A 22,521-nucleotide genomic window follows, 5' to 3' on the forward strand; every position below is an offset into this window, starting at 1 on the left:
CACATCGGTAGCCACCAACACATCAGCGTCATTTTTTTTAAACGCCATGATAGAAGCGCGCCGATCCCTTTGATCCATATCCCCATGCAAAGCGGTGCTTTTGTAATTTTTAGAAGCAAGGAATTGGTGCAATTCATCGGCTTCTTTTTTGGTGCGCGTGAAAACAATGCTCTTTTCAGGCGCTTGGGTGTCTAAAAGGCGCATGATCGCTTCGGCCCTCTCATGCTCATTGATCACATAAAAGCGTTGGGTGATGTCGGTGTTAGTGATATTAGAAGGAGCGATATGGATTTTAATGGGGTTTTCTAAAATCTTATCCGCTAGTCTTTTAATCGGCTCTGGCATCGTGGCTGAAAAAAGCAAAATCTGCACTTCGCTAGGGAGGTAGTCAAAAATCTCTTCAATATCGTCTAAAAACCCCATATCCAGCATTTCATCGCTTTCATCTAAAACGACCACTTTAGGCACGAATTTATGGATGCGTTCGTTTTTTAAATAATCCAACAACCTTCCTGGTGTAGCGATCATCACTTGGGGGTTTTTCTTAATGAATTCGCATTGTTTTTTAACGCTCTGGCCTCCATACACGCACACGGTCTTAGTCCTAGTGTGTTTGCCCAGTTTGAAAATCTCATCGCTAATTTGCATGGCTAATTCTCTGGTGGGCGTGATCACTAAGGCCTCTATGGTGTGGTTGTTTTTAAGGTTGTTGATAATGGGCAGAGCGAAAGCGGCGGTTTTTCCTGTGCCTGTTTGGGCTTGCGCGATGACATCTCGACCTTGCAAAACAGCCGGAATGGCCTTTTCTTGAATGGGGCTTGGGGAAGTGAAACCGGCTTCATAAACGGATTTTAAAACCGATTCTTTTAAGCCCAAATCATTAAAACTAGGCTTATGATAAGCGTCATCATCAATTTCTGTAGGGAGTGGTGGTTGATTAAATTCCATGGGAGATTCATACCTCAATTCAATTTGAAACTTTATAAAAAGCTAATAAAAGGCTAAAATTAAAATCTTTGATTTAAAGTTTATAGGATTTTTGAGTATAGCATAAAAATGCGCTCAATTAGGTTTAAAGTTTTTATAAAAGGCTTATGCTAAAATAATTAGAATTTAAGGAATAAGAAAGGGTTTGATTGAAACGGGTGTTTTTATGGCTTATTTTTGTATTAGCCTTCCACAAGCTTTTGGCCGAAAAAATAGGCGATATAGCGAGCATGGTGGGCGTAAGGGATAACCAGCTGATTGGTTATGGGCTTGTGATTGGCTTGAATGGCACAGGGGATAAATCCGGCTCAAAATTCACCATGCAATCCATTTCTAACATGCTAGAGAGCGTGAACGTCAAAATCTCCGCAGATGATATTAAGTCTAAAAATGTCGCTGCAGTGATGATTACAGCCTCCTTACCCCCCTTTGCAAGACAGGGCGATAAAATTGATGTTCAAATTTCTTCTATTGGGGATGCAAAATCCATTCAAGGAGGGACTTTGGTGATGACCCCTTTAAATGCGGTAGATGGGAATATTTACGCTCTCGCTCAAGGGGCTATCACTTCGGGTAATTCCAATAACTTGCTCTCAGCCCATATCATCAATGGGGCGACTATTGAAAGGGAAGTTTCGTATGATTTATTCCATAAAAACGCCATGGTTTTAAGCCTAAAAAGCCCTAATTTTAAAAACGCTATCCAAGTGCAAAACACTTTAAATAAGGTATTTGGCAATAAAGTAGCCATAGCGTTAGATCCAAAAACCATTCAAATCACTCGCCCAGAGCGTCTTTCTATGGTGGAGTTTTTAGCCTTAGTGCAAGAAATCCCTATTAATTACAGCGCGAAAAATAAGATCATTGTAGATGAAAAATCAGGCACGATCGTTTCAGGAGTGGATATAATAGTGCATCCTATAGTGGTTACAAGCCAAGACATCACGCTTAAAATCACTAAAGAGCCTTTAAGTGATTCTAAAAACACGCAGGATTTAGACAATAGCATGTCCTTAGACACCGCTCATAACACGCTGAGTTCTAACGGGAAAAACATCACCATTGCCGGGGTGGTAAAAGCCTTACAAAAAATTGGCGTGAGCGCTAAGGGGATGGTTTCCATCTTGCAAGCCCTAAAAAAAAGCGGCGCGATTAGCGCTGAAATGGAGATACTATGATAAACAACAATAAAGCCATGTTAGAGCAATACAATGTTTCTAAATTAGCGAGCGAAGAGAAATTAAAAGCACTAGCCCGCAATAAAAACGACAAGCTCCTCAAAGAACAAACCGATTCTTTTGAAGCGTTGCTTTTAAAATTCATGCTGGATAGCGCCATGAAAATGGATAACCCTTTATATCCTAAAGCCCCGGGCGATGAGATTTACACATCCATGTATAAGGACACCCTTTCTAAAGAATTGAGCGGGAATTTTGGCTATAGCGAAATGCTGTTTAATTTCTTAAAAGAGCGAGAAAAACAAAAACCATGAAAAAATCCAAGCGCTTGAAACGCCCTTATTTAAAGCGTCCCTATTTGAAACACTCCCATAAGGCTTCTTCTTTGAAGGGGTTGTTAAAAAAAGAGGATAATGTGATTTCATTAGAAAATTTCAAACCCAAAGAGAGCGAAGATTTATTAGAAAATTTTTCCAATAAAAAAGACATGCAAGAATTGCTAGGGCTTTTAAACCAATTCATTTTACAAAGCTACAAGGTAGAAAAGGAATTTAAGGATTATAAAGCCCTTTATGAATGGGTCATAGAGATTTTACCGCAAGCCATTTGGGTGATGAATGAAAACGGGAGCTTTTTTTATAAAAATTCTTTAGCCAATCAAAGCCATGAGGTGTTCAATAAGGCTAAATTAGAAAATTTTAACACTGAAATTGAACATGAAAATAAAAGCTATTTAGTCCAGCAAAACAGCATTCAAGGCAAGCAAATCATCACCGCAACCGATATTAGCGCTCAAAAACGCCAAGAGCGGCTCGCTTCTATGGGGAAAATCTCAGCGCATTTAGCCCATGAGATCAGAAACCCTGTAGGATCTATCTCTCTTTTAGCTTCGGTGTTATTAAAGCATGCGAACGAAAAAACTAAGCCCATTGTTGTAGAATTGCAAAAAGCTTTATGGCGCGTAGAAAGAATCATTAAAGCCACCTTGCTTTTTTCTAAAGGCATTCAAGCCAACCGCACCAAGCAAAGTTTAAAAACGCTAGAGAGCGATCTCAAAGAAGCCCTAAATTGCTACACTTACTCTAAAGACATTGATTTTCTTTTTAATTTTAGCGACGAAGAAGGGTTTTTTGACTTTGATTTGATGGGGATTGTGTTACAAAACTTCTTGTATAACGCTATTGATGCGATTGAAGCCTTAGAAGAGAGCGAACAGGGGCAAGTGAAGATTGAAGCGTTCATTCAAAACGAATTTATTGTCTTCACCATTATTGATAATGGCAAGGAAGTGGAAAACAAAAGCACTTTATTTGAGCCTTTTGAAACCACTAAATTAAAGGGTAATGGCTTAGGGTTAGCTTTGTCTTTACAAGTGGTTAAAGCCCATGAAGGGAGCATTGCGCTATTAGAAAATCAAGAAAAAACCTTTGAAATTAAGATTCTTAACGCTTCTTGATTTGGATAACTATCCCCCTTAAAAATGAGTTTTACTATAAAACAAAATTTTAAAAAGATTAAATAATATTAAATTGAATAGGGTTTATCAATATTTGACAAAAATAAGATCAAAAAAATTTTTTATTAACTCTTTTGGTGTAGGATAGCGTTCAAGGTTTTTATGAAAATAAAAGCCTAAAACAATTTTAAAAAAAGGACTTTTGATGAAAACATTTGAAATTTTAAAACATTTGCAAGCGGATGCGATCGTGTTATTTATGAAAGTGCATAACTTCCATTGGAATGTGAAAGGCACCGATTTTTTCAATGTGCATAAAGCCACTGAAGAAATTTATGAAGAGTTTGCGGACATGTTTGATGATCTCGCTGAAAGGATCGTTCAATTAGGACACCACCCCTTAGTCACTTTATCCGAAGCGATCAAACTCACTCGTGTTAAAGAAGAAACTAAAACGAGCTTCCACTCTAAAGACATCTTTAAAGAAATTCTAGAAGACTACAAACACCTGGAAAAAGAATTTAAAGAGCTCTCTAACACCGCTGAAAAAGAAGGCGATAAAGTCACCGTAACTTATGCGGACGATCAATTAGCCAAGTTGCAAAAATCCATTTGGATGCTGCAAGCCCATTTGGCTTAAGCTCCCAAAAAGAAGCCAGCATGAGAGATTACAGCGAGCTTGAAATTTTTGAGGGAAACCCCTTAGACAAGTGGAATGACATTATTTTTCATGCGAGCAAAAAGCTTTCTAAAAAGGAGCTAGAAAGGCTTTTAGAACTTTTGGCTCTTTTAGAAACTTTTATAGAAAAAGAAGACTTGGAAGAAAAGTTTGAATCTTTCGCTAGAGCTTTAAAAATTGATGAAGAGTTGCAACAAAAAATAGAGAGCAGGAAAACAGACATTGTGATCCAATCCATGGCGAATATTCTCAGTGGGAATGAATGAGCTTATCCGCTATGGCTTGATATTCCTCTTTTTTTTAAAGGCGTTTGGGCTTGATTATGGGATAGATAAAACGCTAGAATTAAAAAAAGATGAAGTGTTTAAAGCGATCATCAAAGACACTTCAAATGAACAAACCAAAGAAATCACGCTCTATTGGACGCTATATGCAAATAAAGGTTTAGTCATCAACATGCGTTTTAACCATTTCCCTTACCAGTTTATTTTATACACCGATCATGCGAGAAACACCTATAACCTCAAGGTTTTTGAAGAAAAATTTTCTTCTAACAGCACTCTGTCGCTCGTGTTTAAAGATTTTAAAGAAGATAAAGCCGCTTTAAGGCTTTTAGCCCTTATGCCCCTTGTTTTTTCTCCTAAAGAGCCTTAAGGAATTTGCATGCAAGAAAAACAACTTAAAGACATTCAAAATAAGATCGCTTCTTGGATCAAAGAAATAGAAAGCGGCTTTATAGACGAATTATTTTCTAAGATCGGCCCTTCAAAAATGCTGCGCTCCAAACTCATGCTCGCTTTGTTAGACGAAAAAACAGACGCTATTTTATTGGATAAAGCATTCAATTTGTGCGCGATTGTAGAAATGATACAGACCGCTTCCTTATTGCATGACGATGTGATTGACAAGGCGGCCATGCGCCGAAAACTCCCCAGCATTAACGCTCTTTTTGGTAATTTTAACGCCGTGATGCTTGGGGATGTGTTTTATTCTAAAGCCTTTTTTGAACTCTCTAAAATGGGTGAATCCATCGCCAAAGCCCTCTCTAATGCGGTTTTAAGGCTCTCTAGAGGCGAGATTGAAGATGTGTTTGTGGGGGGAAGTTTTAATAGCGACAAGCAAAAATACTGGCGCATTTTAGAAGACAAGACCGCTCATTTCATAGAAGCGAGCTTAAAGAGCATGGCGGTTCTTTTGGATAAAGACGCAAAAATGTATGCGGATTTTGGATTGAATTTTGGCATGGCGTTTCAAATCATTGATGATTTATTGGACATCACTCAAGACGCCAAAACTTTAGGCAAGCCCAATTTCAGCGATTTTAAAGAAGGCAAGACCACTTTACCCTACTTGCTTTTATATGAAAAATTAAATCAGCATGAACAAGGGCTTTTAATTTCTTATTTTAAACAAGATAGTCATGAAATCATAGAATGGACTAAGGAAAAATTCAAGCAATATGGTATCATAGAAGAAACCCTTAAAACCGCTCAAGTTTATTCTAAGAAGGCCCTTGAAGCCATTAAAGGGGAAAACAATTTGATTTTAGAAAAGCTAGCGCAAGATGTCATTTATAGGACTTTTTAATGGAGTTAGAAACTCATTTGTCAAAATATTTCACCCTAGCCTTTACGCATAAAAGCATGAGCTTGGAAATGCGAGAAAAACTCGCTATCAATTCGCCCGCAATGCTTAGAGAATTTTTACAAACCATTAAAAACCATTGCCCTAATATCAAAGAGTGCATGGTGTTATCCACATGTAACCGCTTTGAAATCTATGCGAGCCTAAGGCATGGCGCTCACGCTAACGAACAAAAAAGCGCGTTATTGAAAATTTTGGCTCAAAATAAAAAAATGAGCGTGTCTGATTTAGAAAAATGCGTTTTAATGAGCACTGATGAAAGTGCAGTCCATCATGTCTTTAGCGTGTGCAGCAGTCTAGATAGCCTAGTAGTGGGGGAAACTCAAATCACAGGGCAGATGAAAAACGCCTATAAATTCGCTTTTGAAGAGAAATTTTGCTCCAAAGATTTAACCCGATTGCTCCATTTTGCTTTCAAATGCGCCGCTAAAGTGCGCAATTTAACCGGCATTTCCAAACAAGGGGTCTCCATCTCTTCAGTGGCGGTCAAAGAAGCACTTAATATTTTTGAAAAAGAAAGGATTAAGGATAAAAAAGCCCTTGTGATAGGGCTTGGCGAGATGGCTCAATTGGTCATCAAGCACCTTTTAAACAAGCAATTTGAAGCGCTCATCTTAGGGCGTAATGCGGCTAAATTTGAAGATTTCATCAAAGAATTAGAAGAGCCAAAAAAAGTGAGCTTTCAAAATATAGAAAATTTAAACGCTTATATCAATGAATACGAACTGCTTTTTTGCGCCACTTCTTCGCCGAACTTTATCGTGCAAAATGGCATGTTAAAAGAAACGATTTTCAGGCGTTTTTGGTTTGATTTAGCCGTGCCACGAAACATTGAAAAGCCGGTATTGGATAATATTTTCTTATACAGCGTTGATGATTTAGAGCCTATGGTGAGAGAAAATGTGGAAAACAGGCAAGAGAGCAGAATTAAAGCTTATGAGATTGTAGGGCTTGCCACAATGGAGTTTTACCAGTGGATCCAAAGTTTAGAAGTAGAGCCTGTGATTAAGGATTTAAGGGAATTAGCCAGGATTTCAGCCCAGAAGGAATTGCAAAAAGCGCTTAAAAAACGCTATGTGCCTAAAGAATACGAAAACAACATTGAAAAGATCTTGCACAACGCTTTCAATACTTTTTTACACCACCCCACCATCGCCTTGAAGAAGAATGCTCAAAAAGAAGAATCCGATGTGCTTGTGGGTGCGATTAAAAACTTGTTTAATTTGGACAAATCTAACGCTAATCATGCCCAGAATTTGAATCTCTATAAATGCGAATATTACGAGGAATAATGCATGCTGTTTTCAAAACTCTTTGCCCCCACTCTCAAAGAACCCCCTAAAGATGCCGTGTTAAAAAGCCATAAACACTTAGCTCAAGCAGGATACATTTATCAAGTAGGCAGCGGGATTTATAATTTTTTGCCTTTAGCTAAAAAAGTGCTAGACAAGATAGAAAACATCACGCACAAACGCATGCAAGAGCATGGGGCGCAAAATATTTTAATGAGTTTTGTGGTTTTGGCGAGTTTGTGGGAAAAATCAGGTCGTTTGGATAAATACGGCAAGGAATTATTGGTTTTTAAAGACCGAAAAGACAATGATTTTGTTTTAAGCCCCACTTTAGAAGAAAATATCACCGAAATTGCCGCTAATTTCATTAAAAGCTACAAGCAATTACCCGTCCATCTCTATCAAATCCACACGAAATTCCGTGATGAAATCCGCCCACGATTTGGGCTGGTGAGAGCGAGGGAATTTATCATGAAAGATGGTTATAGCTTTCATGAAGACGCTGAGAGCTTGGATAAGGAATTTTTAAACACGCAAAGCGCTTATAAAGAGATTTTGAGCGATTTGGGTTTGGATTTTCGCATTGTGGAAGCGGATAGCGGGGCGATTGGGGGGAGTAAGAGCAGGGAATTTGTCGTTTTAACAGAATGCGGGGAAGACACGATCGTGGTGTGTAAAAATTGCGATTATGCCGCCAACATTGAAATCGCTAAACGCTCTAAAAGGCTTGAGCCTTTAAATGTCCCAAAAGCGCAATTAGCGAAATTCCCTACCCCTAATACCACTAGCGCGCAAAGCGTGGCGGAGTTTTTTAAAACAGAGCCTTATTTTGTTTTAAAAGCACTTGTGAGAAAGGTGATCCATAAAGATAAAGAAACCCTAGCGTGCTTTTTTGTTAGGGGCGATGACAATTTGGAGGAAGTTAAAGCCCTAAACGCCTTGAACATTATAGGAGCGAACGCTTTAGAATTGAGAGAGGCGAGTCAAAAAGATTTGGATAATGCGGGGTTAATAGCGGGTTTTATAGGGCCTTATGGCTTGAAAAAGCATGTTTCTTACATTGTTTTTGATGGTGATTTAAAAGAGAGTGATTGCTTGATCGCTGGGGCTAATGAAAAGGATTTTCATGCGGTGGGCGTGGATTTAAAAGGGTTTGAAAATCTTGTTTATGCGGATATTGTCCAGGTTAAAGAGAGCGATCATTGCCCTAATTGTCAAGGAACGTTGAAATACCATAAGAGTTTGGAAGTGGGGCATATTTTCAAACTCGGGCAAGGCTACGCTAAAAGCTTGAAAGCTAGTTTCTTGGATAAGAATGGTAAGGAGCGGTTTTTTGAAATGGGGTGCTATGGGATAGGCATTAGCCGATTGCTCAGCGCGATTTTAGAGCAAAAAAGCGATGATCTAGGCTGTGTATGGACGAAAAATACCGCTCCTTTTGATGTGGTGATCGTGGTTTCTAATTGGAAAGATGAAGCGCAAAAAAAACTCGCTTTTGAAGTGTATGAAAGGCTGCTTCAAAAGGGTGTTGATGCGCTACTAGATGACAGAGACGCGCGTTTTGGGGCGAAGATGAGGGATTTTGAATTGATTGGGGAACGATTGGCGCTCATTATTGGGAAGCAAACTTTAGAGAATAAAGAATTTGAATGCATCAAACGCGCTAATTTAGAAAAACAAACGCTTAAAGACGCAGAATTAGAAGAAAAAATTTTAGAAATGTTAGCGAGCGAATAAGGGGGAGAGAGTGGGAAATTTAGTGATTGGCTCTAGGGGGAGCGAATTAGCCTTATGGCAAGCGAATCACATTAAAGAGCGCCTGAAAAAAGAATGCTTGATAGAAAGCGAGATTCAAATCGTTAAGACTAAGGGCGATAAAATCTTAGACACCCCTTTAAATAAGATTGGCGGTAAGGGGCTATTCACTAAGGAATTAGAAGAATTGCTTTTAAAAGGCGAAATTGATTTGGCGGTGCATTCTTTAAAAGACGTGCCGGTCGTGTTTGAAAAGGGGTTAGACTTGGCATGCATCACCAAAAGGGCTGATGTGAGGGACACTTTTTTGAGCGTGAAATTCCCTGATTTGATGAGTTTGCCTAAAGGGGCCAAGGTTGGCACGACCTCTTTAAGGCGCTCCATGCAGCTCAAACTGAAACGCCAGGATCTAGACACAGAAAGCTTAAGGGGGAATGTCCAAACCCGTTTGAAAAAGCTTGAATGCGGAGAATTTGACGCTATCATTTTAGCTGAAGCCGGGTTATGCCGCCTAGAAATTCAAGGCGCGAAATACCGCAAGGCTTTTAGCGTGGAAGAAATGATTCCCAGCATGGGTCAGGGGGCTTTAGGGGTAGAAATGCTCAAAAACCACAAGCATTTTGCCACGCTCCAAAAACTCAACGATGAAGAAAGCGCGTTTTGTTGCCATTTAGAAAGGGAGTTTATTAAGGGGCTTAATGGGGGGTGTCAGATCCCTATAGGCGTGCATGCGAGTTTAGTGGGCGATAGGGTTAAAATCCAGGCGGTTTTAGGCTTGCCTAACGGGAAAGAAGTCATTACTAAAGAAAAGCAAGGGGATAAAACTAAGGCGTTTGATTTAATTCAAGAGCTTTTAGAGGCGTTTTTACAAAGTGGGGCTAAAGAGATTTTAGAAAAGGCGCAGTTGTTTTAATGCGTTTGTTTATCGCGCTGGTTTTGTTTGGGTGGTGGTTAAATTTGAACGCTAAAGAAGCGGATTTCATCTCTGATTTGGAATACGGGATGGCTCTTTATAAAAACCCTAGGGGTGTTGCGTGCGCGAAATGCCATGGCATTAAAGGCGAAAAGCAAGAAATCACTTTTTATTACGAAAAAGGCGAAAAAAAAATCCTCTACGCCCCTAAAATCAACCATTTAGATTTTAAAACCTTTAAAGACGCCTTGAGTTTAGGCAAAGGCATGATGCCTAAATACAATCTCAATTTAGAAGAAATCCAAGCGATTTACCTTTATATCACCTCTTTAGAGCATAAAGGAGAGCGTAAGGATCCTCTTAAGCCTTAATCAAAGCGCTTGATTTATGTTAAAATGGAGCGTTGCATTTTTTGTTTTGATTGAAGAGGGTTCTAAAAATCAGAATTTAAAAGAAGGTAGAAATGAGTGTCAAAATTTTAAAAATATTAGTTTGTGGGTTATTTTTTTGGAGCTTGAATGCCCATTTATGGGGGAAACAAGACAATAGTTTTTTGGGGATTGCTGAAAGAGCCTATAAAAGCGGGAATTATTCTAAAGCGGCATCTTATTTTAAAAAAGCATGCAACGATGGGGTGAGTGAAGGTTGCACGCAATTAGGAATCATTTATGAAAACGGGCAAGGCACTAGAATAGATTATAAAAAAGCCCTAGAATATTATAAAACCGCATGCCAAGCTGATGATAGGGAAGGGTGTTTTGGTTTAGGGGGGCTTTATGATGAGGGGTTAGGCACGGCTCAAAATTATCAAGAGGCCATTGACGCTTACGCTAAGGCGTGCGTTTTAAAACACCCTGAGAGTTGCTACAATTTAGGCATTATTTATGACCGAAAAATCAAAGGCAATGCCGCTCAAGCGGTTACCTACTACCAAAAAAGCTGTAATTTTGATATGGCTAAGGGGTGTTATGTTTTGGGCGTGGCTTATGAAAAAGGCTTTTTAGAAGTCAAACAAAGCAACCATAAAGCCGTCATCTATTATTTGAAAGCATGCCGATTAGATGATGGGCAGGCTTGCCGTGCGTTAGGGAGTTTGTTTGAAAATGGCGATGCAGGACTTGATGAAGATTTTGAAGTGGCGTTTGATTATTTGCAAAAAGCCTGCGGGTTAAACAATTCTGGTGGTTGCGCGAGTTTGGGCTCTATGTATATGCTAGGCAGGTATGTCAAAAAAGATCCCCAAAAGGCTTTTAATTATTTCAAACAAGCATGCGATATGGGGAGCGCGGTGAGTTGCTCCAGGATGGGCTTTATGTATTCCCAAGGGGATGCTGTTCCAAAAGACTTGAGGAAAGCCCTTGATAATTATGAAAGGGGTTGCGATATGGGCGATGAAGTGGGTTGCTTCGCTCTAGCGGGCATGTATTACAACATGAAAGACAAAGAAAACGCCATAACGATTTATGACAAGGGCTGTAAGCTAGGCATGAAACAAGCATGCGAAAACCTCACTAAACTTAGGGGGTATTGAAAAATTCAATCAATCCCCTAAATTATCATCGTGTTTGACTCAAAACTTTTCAAAGATTTGGCTCTGTTTTAAGAACCAAAGCAGAAACCCACCCTATTAATTTTTAATCTTTAGTGTTTGTAATGCTGCTAATCTATAACATTGCGTTCGTATCTAGGGTAAAGGAGTTACGCTTTTAAAGACATGATGCACAAAAAGAGCGGATGCGTTAGAGATCAAAATCTGTAAAATCCCTATTATAGGGATACAGAGTGAAACCCAAACTCTCGCATCAGTCTAGGGAAAATCTCAAATACCCTTAGCGTTGCTCCACTATGAATAAGCTTTAATTTTTTAAAAAACGGGATTTTTAAAACTCATAAGGGGATAGGGGGTATTTTGAAAAACTCTCCCCAAAACTAAATCCCCCTAACCCTATAAGAGCGTGTTATGAGAAACTACCGCTCGCTTAGCTCTTTTATTTTGATTATAAAAAAATACTTTTAGTGTTTTTAAACCCTACAAAGACCAATAGATCGCTCCAAAGAACACCACACTCCCTATCAAAACGCTTATAAACATGCGTTTAGTGTCCTTAAAAGCCACCATTAAAAACGCGCTCAAATAAAACAACAATAAAAACACGCAAAAAATCCCCAAAAGCGCCTTAAACACAACGCCCACCTTAGCCTTATGCAGCATGATGAGCGCGCCTAAAAAGCCCCTTTCAATGGTTTTGATTTTTGTTTGAGTGCCTTTAGTTTCAAGGTTGATTTCATACAAAGGCGTGCCAATAACCAACGCTCCCCTATACTCTCTAGGCTCTATCTTTTTAGGCATAGCGACATGGTTTTCTTTCAGAAAGTCTTTCAAAAAATCCAATCGTTCTTCTTTTTTTAAGGATTTTTCTAAAACCCACTCTTTGATCGTAGCGCCAGTGTCTTGGCGCACCCCAAAGAGCAATGAAAGCCCGCTAACCGCAAAAAGAAGCGCCAAAGGGAAGAAAAAAGTGGTCGCATAGATGTGAAAATAACGCATCGTTGCGGTCATTATTGCAACCTGTGGCTCACGAATTTTGAAAAATTATCCAAGATCAACCCCCCTTTTCTAAACCCTAGCGCGCAAGATTCATAAGCGAAAAACACATTAGGCTGATAATACAACCCGTTATGCGAATTGAGCTCGTAAAACTCTTGATAAACGGGTTTGTGGTTAGAATAAACGCCGTCCGTTTTCAAAAGCGATTGCATGGAAGCTTCAAAGATTTCACTATTCGCCCCTTCCCTACCAAAAGCCACTTTTTTGATTTGCTTTTTATTGGCTAAAGGTTCATAGCTCGTTTCTAACAATAAGGGGTGGTTGGGGTATCTGTCCCATAAAAGTTTTAAAAAACGCTTGGATTGGAAAAGGATCGTGTAAGCGGGGTTTAAAAAAATCGTGTTTTTATTTTCCATCATGCCTTGCATCAAAAGGGCTAATTCTGGCTCATCAATAGCGATATTTTCCCATGGGATTAGTTTGAATAAAAACTCATAATTCAAGCCGTTTTTAAACACGCCCTCTTCTATATTAAATTCCACCTCATCAATGTAAGAAAAATCCGTTTCAAACCCCACGCTCTGAGCAGCGTCTTGTAAAAAATGCATGGTGCGTTCTTCTTCAATATTCCCCCTAACGCTTGAAAAAAGGATTTTCCACCCCTCATACATTTCCTCAAAACGGCTCGTGTCTTCGCCTAAAGTGACCATGCGTTTAAAATTCTCGCCAAGCGCTTCATAAAGGTTATTGAATTGCTTGTTTTCATCATAGCCATTCGCTTTGAGTAACGCCCATTGAATCACCGCAGTTTCATAGAGCATGGTGGGGGTATCAGCGTTAAATTCCAGTAATTTAATAGGCTTGCCATCAAGCCCCCCGGCTAAATCAAAACGCCCGTAAATATGCCAATGCACTTCTTCTTCAAAACTCTGTTTGATCATAGGAATGAGCGCGTTAGGAATATCCAATTCAAAAAAGCGATCGTTTTTAATGGTCTCTTCAGCCGTCTCTACAAACATGTCATAAAGCTCATTACAAGCGTCATAATAAGCGTCCGCTTCTTTTTGAGAAACAACCACCATTTCATCAGCGATATAAGACGACATGTCGTCATTAGTGTGCCAATCTAAGCCGATTTCTTCTAAGGTCTTATTGTCTAAAGGTTTTAAAGGAATCACTTGCATTTTTTAGCCTTGAATAGATTAAATTATGAGTTAAAGCCCCTTGTCCCAGAGCTTACCGCAGGCGAACTGGTAGGCCTACTAGAGCCAAAAAACCCACTCTGTCCCTTACTCGCTCCGCCCATGCTTGAAGCACTGGGCACGCTTTTAGAAAAGGAATTTTGAGAGCGTTGGTAAGCTTGTGGGGATTTGTAGGTCCGTTGGGCGTTTTGCTGATAATTAGGGTTATTGAAAAGCTTATTGCCAATATAACTCCCTAAAATCGCCCCCGCCGCACTCCCTAAAATCGCGCTCCCCAAGCCAAAGCCTGAGCTTTCATTACTCCCTCCACTCCCTCCATTATTAGGTTGGATAAGCTTGCTCGTGCCGTTATCAATTTTGGCTTCTTCTTCTTTGATGAGCTTTTGAATCTCTTCATTGCTTAACACTCGTTCATTGCCTTGCAAATCGCGCACTATAATGTGGGTTCTTGAACTGGGGTATTCTTCAACAACCTTGTAAGATTTATCCTTTTGCTCTTCTAAAATCACAAACGCGCCTTTTTGAACGCTTTGACTTAAAGAGCTTTGCTCTTTTGGTTTGTCATCGGCATTGCTCTTACACCCCACAATGCTCACCATCACTAACGCGCTCAAACCACCCACGATCGCATAATCAGAAATCTTTCTGTAGGGTTTTTTCATGAGAGTAACCTTATATCATGCCTTATAATGGTATAAGAAAGGCACGCCTTTAATCATACCGGATTCAAAAATCTTTTTAGTGGTATTTTCCACTTTAGTACGCAAATCTTCAGGCTCTTTTTGAGCGTTAATATCGTATTGGGTGGAATAAATCTTTTCAAGAATAGAGATTTTATCTTCCACGCTCGCTCCCCTAGCCCTAGCTTTCGCCATTTCTTCTTGGATCAAAGCCGCTTTTTTAGCTGAATTGACTCCAAGCCACCCCACTACAACCATTCTCACGGTGTTTTCTTTTAAGTGATCCCTGAGTTTAGTGAGCTCTTTTTGGCAATGCGGGCACATGGGATCAGAAACAATATAAAGGATTTTATCCTTATTTTTAGCGTTAGTAGAGGGCAACTCTATCGCATAATCAGCCGGTATTTCATTAAAAATAGCGTTCAATTTCGCGCTATTTTGCTGGGTAGCGTTAAGGGCTTGGATTTTTTGATTGGTTTCTGCGACTAATTGCACATCTTCGCTTTTATTGCTAAAAAAGATATTGCTAAGCCCTATGATTAAATTACCATCCTTACTCACTACAAGCGGAATATTGTATTTAGTGTCCGGATCTTCAATAACGACCATTTTTAAATCCTGGCTGGATTTTAAAGGTTTGATTTCTAAAATACGCACCTTTTTATTGGTCTGTTTTTCAATCACGCTCACTAAATTATCCTGCATCCGTTTGTCATTAGCTGAAACTGAATGTTTAGGGGCTGCCCCTAAGCCTACAAGAAGTAACGCGCTCAACACACTCGCTCTTAATATCATTAAAACTCCTAAAGTTCAATAGCCTAAATCCCTAATAATAAAAGGAATAAGCTTTTAATGGGTATAATACCATAAAAATCCCCTATTTTCATAAGGCTTAAAAAGGTTTAAAGATGATTATCATTCCTGCCAGATTAAAATCCAGTCGTTTTGAAAATAAAGTGCTAGAAGATATTTTTGGCTTGCCTATGGTAGTCCGTTGCGCTAAAAATGCGAATCTAGTAGATGAATGCGTAGTCGCTTGCGATGATGAAAGCATCATGCAAACATGCCAAAAATTCCGCATTAAAGCGGTGCTAACCTCCAAACACCATAATAGCGGCACGGAACGCTGTTTGGAAGCGGCGCGAATTTTAGGGTTAAAAAACGATGAAAGGGTTTTAAACCTGCAAGGCGATGAGCCTTTTTTAGAAAAAGAAGTCATTTTAGCCTTATTAGAAGCCACCAAAAACGCCCCTTTCATGGCAACTTGCGCTAAAGTCATTGATGAAAGGCAAGCCAAAAGCCCCAATTTAGTCAAGGTGGTTTTAGATCATCAAAATAACGCCTTGTATTTTTCGCGCTCCCTTATCCCCTTTTTACGAGACGCTGATATGAAACGCCAAACCCCCCTTTTAGGGCATATCGGTATTTATGGCTTCCACAATAAAGAAATCTTAGAAGAATTATGTGCTTTAAAAGCTTGCGTTTTAGAGGAACTAGAAAAATTAGAGCAATTAAGGGCTTTGTATTACCAAAAAAAGATTGCAGTGAAAATCGTTCAAAGCGAAAGCGTGGGCATTGACACCAAAGAAGATTTGCAAAACGCTTTGAAAATTTTTAACCCCAATCTCCTTTGAGCGCTAAATTTTAAAAAGCACTCAAAGCATTTTCCACCATCAAAAACCTCTTTTTAAATCCAAAAAAAAGCAAAATTTCTTAATTTTTGCTTAATTTTATTAAAAATTCAATAAATTTATGGCATAATTTAAACGCATTGTAAATAAAGTTTCAATTTGATACGATTTTACAAATAAAACATTACTTTAAGGAACATTTTATGAAAAAAACGATTTTACTTTCTCTTATGGTTTCACCGCTCCTGGCTGAAAATGACGGCGTTTTTATGAGCGTGGGCTATCAAATCGGCGAAGCGGTTCAACAAGTGAAAAACACCGGCGAAATCCAAAAAGTCTCCAACGCTTACGAAAATTTAAACAATCTTTTAACCCGCTATAACGAACTCAAACAAACGGCCTCTAGCGCTGATTCAAGCACCGCTCAAGCGATTGACAATCTAAAAGAGAGCGCTAGCAGATTGAAAACGACCCCTAATACCGCTAAAGAAGCCGTATCCTCAGCGCTCAGCTCTGCGGTGGGCATGTGGCAAGTGATAGCCTCTAATTTAGCCAATAACTCGCTATCCACTAGTGAATACAACAAAATCAATGCGATTTCTCAATTGCTCCAAAATACTCTAGAAAATAAAAATACAGCCAACAATAATACCACGATTGAAAATGACTACGAACATCTTTTAGGGCAAGCTAGCACCATTATTAGCACCCTTCAAAGCCAATGTCCAGGAATAGACGGAGGCAATGGCAAACCATGGGGCATTAATGCAAGCGGGAACGCATGCGCTATTTTTGGCAGCACCTTTAACGCCATAAACAGCATGATAAATAGCGCTAAAGAAGCCGCCGCGCAATCCCGAAGAACCGACCCAGAAAATCCAAACCAACCAAGCGCGTTTACCAACGCTGATTTCAATAAAAACCTTAATCAAGTATCAAGCGTTATTAATGACACGATCTCTTACCTCAAAGGAGACAATTTAGCAACCATCTATAACACCCTTCAAAAAACGCCCGGTTCTAAAGGGTTTCAAAGTTTGGTGAGCCGATCTAGCTATAGTTATTCTCTCAACGAAACCCAATATTCCCAATTCCAAACTACCACCAAAGAGTTTGGCCATAACCCTTTTAGAAGCGTGGGATTGATTAACTCTCAAAGCAATAACGGGGCGATGAACGGCGTGGGCGTGCAATTAGGCTATAAGCAATTCTTTGGGAAAAATAAATTTTTTGGGATCCGTTATTATGCCTTTTTTGATTACAACCATGCCTATATCAAATCCAACTTTTTTAACTCCGCTTCCAACGTTTTCACTTATGGCGCCGGCAGCGATCTTTTATTGAATTTCATCAATGGCGGATCCGATAAAAACCGCAAAGTCTCTTTTGGTATTTTTGGAGGCATCGCTCTAGCAGGCACGACATGGCTCAATTCCCAATTTATGAATTTAAAAACCACCACTAGCATCTACAGTGCTAAAATCAACAACACCAATTTCCAATTCTTATTCAATACCGGTTTAAGGCTTCAAGGGATTCACCATGGCGTTGAATTAGGCGTGAAAATCCCCACCATCAACACGAATTACTATTCTTTCATGGGCGCTAAATTAGCATACCGAAGACTTTATAGCGTGTATTTCAATTATGTTTTGGCTTATTGATATGGAATCGGTTCTCATTACTAATGAGGACAAAGCCAACTTTTTGGCTCTCAATGAATAATGGCATCATTTTACTTGACTTTTTACAAAAAACACACTAAAATTTCTCTTTATTTTTTGAGCGAAATTCCAGATTAGCTCAGCGGTAGAGTAGGCGGCTGTTAACCGCTTGGTCGTAGGTTCGAATCCTACATCTGGAGCCATACTTTTAACTCATCTTTTTTTATAGCAAAAATTCACGCAATCCCTTTAGATTTGATCCATAACGCATTGACTAAAACCCCCACCACAACCCCTATCGCTAAATTATGCGTGTATAAAACCACCGCCACGACTAAGAGCATGTTGAACATGTCATAGAGCTTGATTTTTTTAATGTTGATAATGGATTGGAAATTAAAAGTGGTGAAAGAAATCATCACCATCACCGCCACAACTGCCACAATGGGGATCTTAACCACATATTCATTAAACACTAATATTAGCACCATTAAAGAAAAGCCGGCAAAAAAAGTAGAAAGCCTTGTTTTGGCCCCGGATTTTGCGTTGATGATAGACTGCCCCACTAAAGCGCACCCTGTCATTCCCCCCAAAAGCCCTGAAATGATATTCCCCAAGCCTTGCGCTTTAGTTTCTTTATTTTTATCGCTCACGCCGTCTTTTAAAATCACATCTAAAGTTTTAGCGGTCAATAAACTTTCTATCGTGCCTACTAGTGCTAAAGAAAGAGCATAAGGCAACAATCCTATCATTATTTTAAAATCCAAATTTTTGGGGATAATGATGAAATGAAAGCCTGAAACCCCTTGCTCAATGCTCCCCAAATTCGGCGCATGCACATCAAAAATTAAAGCGATCGCGCTGATTGCAAGGATACAAACCAGATTAGAGGGGATTTTTTTAGTGATTAAGGGGAAGAGATAAATGATCAATATCCCAATAACAAGCAAGATAAACACCCCTAAATTTTGGTTTTGAAGGAATTTGAATTGCTCCATTAACAGCAAAATGCCTAGCGCGTTCACAAAGCCATACATCACTGATTGAGGGATAAACCTCAAAAGATTCCCTATTTTCAAATAGCCTAAAAGAATTTGCAACACCCCTGCCATAAGAGTCGCCACGCCCGCGTATTCAAGCCCATACTTTTTAACCACGCCCACTAAAATGAGCGCCACTGAACCGGCCGCTGCGCTAATCATCGCCTTTCTAGCCCCAAAAAGAGACAAAACAAAAGCCATGTAAAAGGTCGTATAAAACGCCACGCCCACATCTAAACCCACCATGATCGCAAAGCCGGCCGTCTCTGGGATCACAGAAAGCCCCACCACAAAACCAGACAACAAATCTTTTTGAATGTTGCTCAACCATTCTTTTTGTATCTTTTCCAACATGCCTTTCTTTCTCATTAGAATGGCTTGATTATAAGATTTAAAAACCAATTTCAAACCAATAAAATTTTTCTTAGCGTTAAGCTTTTTTAAATATTTTATTGTAAAAAATACTTAAAATCGTTTTTTTTTTTTTNTTTTTTTTTTTTTCAAAATATAAATTTTAAGTTAAGAATAAGCATTTTATGGTAAAATGGTGGAATTTCATAAACATGCACTATCATGGGAATGTCATGGGAATGTGAAACCAAGAAAATCTATTAAAAGGAGAAACCATGAAAATCAAAAAATCTCTCTTTGCTCTCTCTTTCTCTCTCATAGCTTCATTATCAAGGGCTGAAGATGACGGGTTTTATATGAGTGTGGGCTATCAGATCGGTGAAGCGGTCCAAAAAGTGAAAAACACTGGAGCATTGCAAAATCTTGCGGACAGATACGATAATTTAAACAACCTTTTAAACCAATACAATTACTTAAATTCCTTAGTCAATCTAGCCAGCACGCCAAGCGCGATCACCGGCGCGATTGATAATTTAAGCTCAAGTGCGATTAACCTCACTAGCACTACCACCACTTCCCCCGCCTATCAAGCTGTGGCTTTAGCGCTCAATGCCGCTGTGGGCATGTGGCAAGTCATAGCCCTTTTTATTGGCTGCGGTCCTGGCCCTACCAACAATCAAAGCTATCGATCGTTTGGTAACACACCAGCCCTTAATAGGACAACCACCACTTGTAATCAAGCGTATGGGACAGGCCCCAATGGTATTCTATCCATTGAAAAATACCAAGAGCTCAACCAAGCTTATCAAATTATCCAAACCGCTTTAAACCAAAATCAAGGGGGCGGGATGCCTGCCTTGAACGACACCACCAAAACAGGGGTAGTCAACATACAACAAACCAATTATAAGACCACTACACAAAACAATATCATAGAGCATTATTATACAGAGAATGGGAAAGAGATCCCAACCTCTTATTCAGGCGGATCATCATTCTCGCCCACAATACAATTGACATACCACAATAACGCTGAATACCTTTTGCAACAAGCCGCTACTATCATGCAAGTCCTTATTACTCAAAAGCCGCATGTGCAAACGAGCAATGGCGGTAAAGCGTGGGGGTTGAGTTCTACACCTGGGAATGTAGTGGATATTTTTGGCCCTTCTTTTAACGCTATTAACGAGATGATTAAAAACGCTCAAGCCGTTTTAGAAAAAACCAAACAGCTTAACGCTAATGAAAACACCCAAATCACGCAACCAGAAAATTTCAACCCCTACACTTCCAAAGACAAAGGGTTCGCTCAAGAAATGCTCAACAGAGCGAACGCTCAAGCAGAGATTTTAAGCTTAGCCCAACAAGTAGCGGACAATTTCCACAGCATTCAAGGGCCTATCCAAGGGGATTTAGAAGAATGTAAAGCAGGATCGGCTGGCGTGATCACTAATAACACTTGGGGTTCAGGTTGCGCGTTTGTGAAAGAAACTCTCAATTCTTTAGAGCAACACACCGCTTATTATGGCAACCAGGTCAATCAAGATAAGGCTTTATCTCAAACCATTTTGAATTTTAAAGAAGCCCTTAACACTCTAAATAAAGACTCTACAGCAATTAATAACGGTATCTCTCACTTGCCTAACGCCAAGTCTCTTCAAAACATGACGCATTCCACTCAAAACCCTAATTCCCCAGAAGGTTTGCTCACTTATTCTTTGGATACCAACAAATACAACCAGCTCCAAACCATCACGCAAGAATTAGGCAAAAACCCTTTCAGGCGCATCGGCGTGATTGACTATCAAAACAATAATGGGGCGATGAATGGGATCGGCGTGCAAGTGGGCTATAAACAATTCTTTGGTAAAAAAAGGAATTGGGGGTTAAGGTATTACGGCTTTTTTGATTACAACCATGCTTATATCAAATCCAACTTTTTTAACTCCGCTTCTGATGTTTGGACTTATGGGGTGGGAATGGATGCGCTTTATAATTTCATTAACGATAAAAACACCAACTTTTTAGGCAAGAATAACAAGCTCTCCGTGGGGCTTTTTGGAGGCTTTGCGTTAGCCGGGACTTCGTGGCTTAATTCCCAACAAGTGAATTTGACCATGATGAATGGCATTTATAACGCTAATGTCAGCACTTCTAACTTCCAATTTTTGTTTGATTTGGGCTTGAGAATGAATCTCGCTAGGCCTAAGAAAAAAAACAGCGATCATAGCGCTCAGCATGGCATTGAATTAGGCTTTAAGATCCCCACGATCAACACCAACTATTATTCTTTCATGGGCGCTAAACTAGAATACAGAAGGATGTATAGCCTTTTTCTCAATTATGTGTTTGCTTATTAAAACCCTCTTAAAAAGGGGGGTTTGTTTAAAAACGCTTGAAAGCCTTTTTAAATCAAGCAAGTAAAGAGGATAGTCTCTTGTAATCGCTCTCAAGCTGTAAAATTAAAGTGATCAAAACCCTATTTTTGCAATCATTAAAGAAAAATTTTTTAAAGATTATCACTCTTTTTTGATAAAGTAATCATTTAGAATTTAGGGAGTTTTTTTATGGAAGAATCAACAGCGTTCATTTTGGCTCTTGTGGGGCTATTCACCGGCATTACCGCCGGGTTTTTTGGTATTGGTGGGGGGGAGATTGTCGTCCCTAGCGCGATTTTTGCCCATTTTAGCTATAGCCATGCGGTGGGTATTTCGCTCATGCAAATGCTTTTTTCTTCAGTGGTCGGCTCTATCATCAATTACAAAAAGGGCTTATTGGATTTGAGAGAAGGCTCATTTGCTGCGTTTGGAGGGCTAATGGGGGCGATTTTAGGGAGCTTTATCTTAAAAATCATTGACGATAAGATTTTAATGGCTGTGTTTGTGGTGGTGGTGTGCTACACCTTTATCAAATACGCTTTTTCTAGCAACAAGAAGCCTGAGCATTTTGAAGAAATGCATTTTGATTTGCATGCGAATAACAAAACGCCAGAAAAAAAGCGCTCGATCCCTTTTGTGTCTATGGACAGAACGCATGGGGTTTTGATGCTCGCCGGTTTTGTTACCGGCATTTTTTCTATCCCGCTAGGCATGGGTGGAGGGATTTTAATGGTGCCGTTTTTGGGCTATTTTTTGAAATACGATTCTAAAAAAATCGTGCCTTTGGGGCTATTTTTTGTGGTGTTCGCTTCTTTATCTGGGGTCATTTCTCTTTATAACGGGAAGGTTCTTGATGACATAAGCGTTCAAGCGGGGGTGATTACCGGTATTGGAGCGTTTTTAGGGGTGGGCATTGGCATTAAGCTCATTGCTTTAGCTAATGAAAAGGTGCATAAAATCCTGTTGCTCCTCATTTATGCTTTAAGCATTTTAGCGACTTTACACAAGCTCATTATGGGGTAAAAATGCTCAAAGGCATTTTTTAAAACATTTCTTTTAAGAAATAAAAACCATTTTATAGAGATTGTTTTTTTTGAATAAGAATAGTTAAGAATAAATCAGT

General features: G+C 39.4%; 22 protein-coding genes and 1 tRNA gene. 17 read left to right on the forward strand and 6 right to left on the reverse strand.

What is annotated here, in order from left to right; translation table 11 throughout:
• Positions 1–948, reverse strand: a 948-nt coding sequence (locus tag DV63_RS10015) for a DEAD/DEAH box helicase (protein ID WP_020982360.1), incomplete at its 3' end; no start/stop codon positions are given.
• 188 nt (positions 949–1,136) lie between these two features.
• Here DV63_RS10015 and DV63_RS10020 point away from each other — a divergent pair.
• The 12 genes from DV63_RS10020 (at position 1,137) to hcpE (ending at position 11,435) form a co-directional block, all read left to right on the forward strand.
• The gene (locus DV63_RS10020; RefSeq protein WP_000832044.1) at positions 1,137–2,165 is read left to right on the forward strand and encodes a flagellar basal body P-ring protein FlgI; all 1,029 of its coding nucleotides are present in this window, start codon (positions 1,137–1,139) and stop codon (positions 2,163–2,165) included.
• Positions 2,162–2,479: a hypothetical protein gene (locus DV63_RS10025; RefSeq protein WP_000609420.1), complete on the forward strand. Its 318-nt coding sequence runs from the start codon at positions 2,162–2,164 to the stop codon at positions 2,477–2,479. Before DV63_RS10020 ends, DV63_RS10025 begins: the two co-directional genes overlap by 4 nt.
• A complete protein-coding gene (gene flgS, locus DV63_RS10030) occupies positions 2,476–3,621 on the forward strand; it encodes an acid survival sensor histidine kinase (protein WP_000748814.1) in 1,146 nt (381 codons plus the stop codon). Before DV63_RS10025 ends, flgS begins: the two co-directional genes overlap by 4 nt.
• Positions 3,622–3,826: 205 nt before the next feature.
• On the forward strand, positions 3,827–4,261 hold the full coding sequence (gene dps, locus DV63_RS10035) for a DNA starvation/stationary phase protection protein (protein ID WP_000846459.1): 435 nt from the start codon (positions 3,827–3,829) through the stop codon (positions 4,259–4,261).
• A 20-nt stretch (positions 4,262–4,281) separates the two neighbouring features.
• Complete coding sequence (locus DV63_RS10040; RefSeq protein WP_001206055.1) at positions 4,282–4,566, forward strand: DUF2018 family protein; 285 nt, start codon at positions 4,282–4,284, stop codon at positions 4,564–4,566.
• Positions 4,559–4,954 (forward strand): hypothetical protein, encoded by a 396-nt coding sequence (locus DV63_RS10045; RefSeq protein ID WP_001004080.1) that lies wholly within the window; start codon positions 4,559–4,561, stop codon positions 4,952–4,954. Before DV63_RS10040 ends, DV63_RS10045 begins: the two co-directional genes overlap by 8 nt.
• Positions 4,955–4,963: 9 nt before the next feature.
• Positions 4,964–5,887, forward strand: a complete 924-nt coding sequence (locus DV63_RS10050) for a polyprenyl synthetase family protein (protein ID WP_001156666.1) — start codon at positions 4,964–4,966, stop codon at positions 5,885–5,887.
• The gene (hemA, locus tag DV63_RS10055; RefSeq protein WP_000418296.1) at positions 5,887–7,236 is read left to right on the forward strand and encodes a glutamyl-tRNA reductase; all 1,350 of its coding nucleotides are present in this window, start codon (positions 5,887–5,889) and stop codon (positions 7,234–7,236) included. Before DV63_RS10050 ends, hemA begins: the two co-directional genes overlap by 1 nt.
• Positions 7,237–7,239: 3 nt before the next feature.
• The gene (gene proS, locus DV63_RS10060) at positions 7,240–8,973 is read left to right on the forward strand and encodes a proline--tRNA ligase (RefSeq protein ID WP_000899228.1); all 1,734 of its coding nucleotides are present in this window, start codon (positions 7,240–7,242) and stop codon (positions 8,971–8,973) included.
• Positions 8,974–8,983: 10 nt separating this feature from the next.
• Entirely contained in the window at positions 8,984–9,904 is a 921-nt protein-coding gene (gene hemC / locus DV63_RS10065; protein WP_000527598.1) for a hydroxymethylbilane synthase, read from the forward strand.
• Positions 9,904–10,275, forward strand: a complete 372-nt coding sequence (locus DV63_RS10070; protein ID WP_001235906.1) for a c-type cytochrome — start codon at positions 9,904–9,906, stop codon at positions 10,273–10,275. Before hemC ends, DV63_RS10070 begins: the two co-directional genes overlap by 1 nt.
• Before the next feature lie 92 nt (positions 10,276–10,367).
• The gene (gene hcpE, locus DV63_RS10075) at positions 10,368–11,435 is read left to right on the forward strand and encodes a Sel1-like repeat protein HcpE (protein WP_000111723.1); all 1,068 of its coding nucleotides are present in this window, start codon (positions 10,368–10,370) and stop codon (positions 11,433–11,435) included.
• Between the two features lie 498 nt (positions 11,436–11,933).
• Here the strand turns inward: hcpE and DV63_RS10080 are convergent, their stop codons facing one another.
• Genes DV63_RS10080 through dsbK form a run of 4 tightly spaced genes read right to left on the reverse strand, consistent with a single transcriptional unit; the run spans position 11,934 to position 15,129 of the window.
• Positions 11,934–12,464: a hypothetical protein gene (locus DV63_RS10080; RefSeq protein ID WP_000127522.1), complete on the reverse strand. Its 531-nt coding sequence runs from the start codon at positions 12,462–12,464 to the stop codon at positions 11,934–11,936.
• On the reverse strand, positions 12,464–13,636 hold the full coding sequence (locus DV63_RS10085) for a glutathionylspermidine synthase family protein (protein WP_001197195.1): 1,173 nt from the start codon (positions 13,634–13,636) through the stop codon (positions 12,464–12,466). The genes DV63_RS10080 and DV63_RS10085 overlap by 1 nt, the downstream gene beginning before the upstream one ends.
• A 23-nt stretch (positions 13,637–13,659) precedes the next feature.
• Entirely contained in the window at positions 13,660–14,316 is a 657-nt protein-coding gene (locus DV63_RS10090; RefSeq protein WP_000743505.1) for a UPF0323 family lipoprotein, read from the reverse strand.
• A 15-nt stretch (positions 14,317–14,331) separates the two neighbouring features.
• Positions 14,332–15,129: a protein disulfide-isomerase DsbK gene (dsbK, locus tag DV63_RS10095; protein ID WP_000603210.1), complete on the reverse strand. Its 798-nt coding sequence runs from the start codon at positions 15,127–15,129 to the stop codon at positions 14,332–14,334.
• Between the two features lie 113 nt (positions 15,130–15,242).
• Between dsbK and kdsB the strand changes: the two genes are divergently transcribed.
• From kdsB to DV63_RS10110, 3 genes are all read left to right on the forward strand, one after another.
• The gene (gene kdsB, locus DV63_RS10100) at positions 15,243–15,968 is read left to right on the forward strand and encodes a 3-deoxy-manno-octulosonate cytidylyltransferase (protein WP_000584065.1); all 726 of its coding nucleotides are present in this window, start codon (positions 15,243–15,245) and stop codon (positions 15,966–15,968) included.
• 200 nt (positions 15,969–16,168) lie between these two features.
• A complete protein-coding gene (gene hopA / locus DV63_RS10105; RefSeq protein WP_000751133.1) occupies positions 16,169–17,629 on the forward strand; it encodes a porin HopA in 1,461 nt (486 codons plus the stop codon).
• A 128-nt stretch (positions 17,630–17,757) separates the two neighbouring features.
• Positions 17,758–17,832 (forward strand) — tRNA-Asn (locus DV63_RS10110).
• Positions 17,833–17,865: 33 nt separating this feature from the next.
• Here the strand turns inward: DV63_RS10110 and DV63_RS10115 are convergent.
• Positions 17,866–19,023 carry a SulP family inorganic anion transporter gene (locus tag DV63_RS10115; protein ID WP_017179785.1) on the reverse strand — a complete coding sequence of 386 codons (1,158 nt, stop codon included), beginning with the start codon at positions 19,021–19,023 and terminating at the stop codon, positions 17,866–17,868.
• Between the two features lie 272 nt (positions 19,024–19,295).
• Between DV63_RS10115 and hopM the strand changes: the two genes are divergently transcribed.
• A complete protein-coding gene (hopM, locus tag DV63_RS10120) occupies positions 19,296–21,380 on the forward strand; it encodes a Hop family outer membrane protein HopM/HopN (protein WP_000694326.1) in 2,085 nt (694 codons plus the stop codon).
• A gap of 207 nt (positions 21,381–21,587) precedes the next feature.
• Positions 21,588–22,421 (forward strand): sulfite exporter TauE/SafE family protein, encoded by an 834-nt coding sequence (locus DV63_RS10125; protein ID WP_000393013.1) that lies wholly within the window; start codon positions 21,588–21,590, stop codon positions 22,419–22,421.
• The last annotated feature ends 100 nt before the right edge of the window (positions 22,422–22,521 follow it).

This window comes from Helicobacter pylori FD535, from assembly GCF_000296015.2.
GTDB lineage: Bacteria > Campylobacterota > Campylobacteria > Campylobacterales > Helicobacteraceae > Helicobacter > Helicobacter pylori_CT.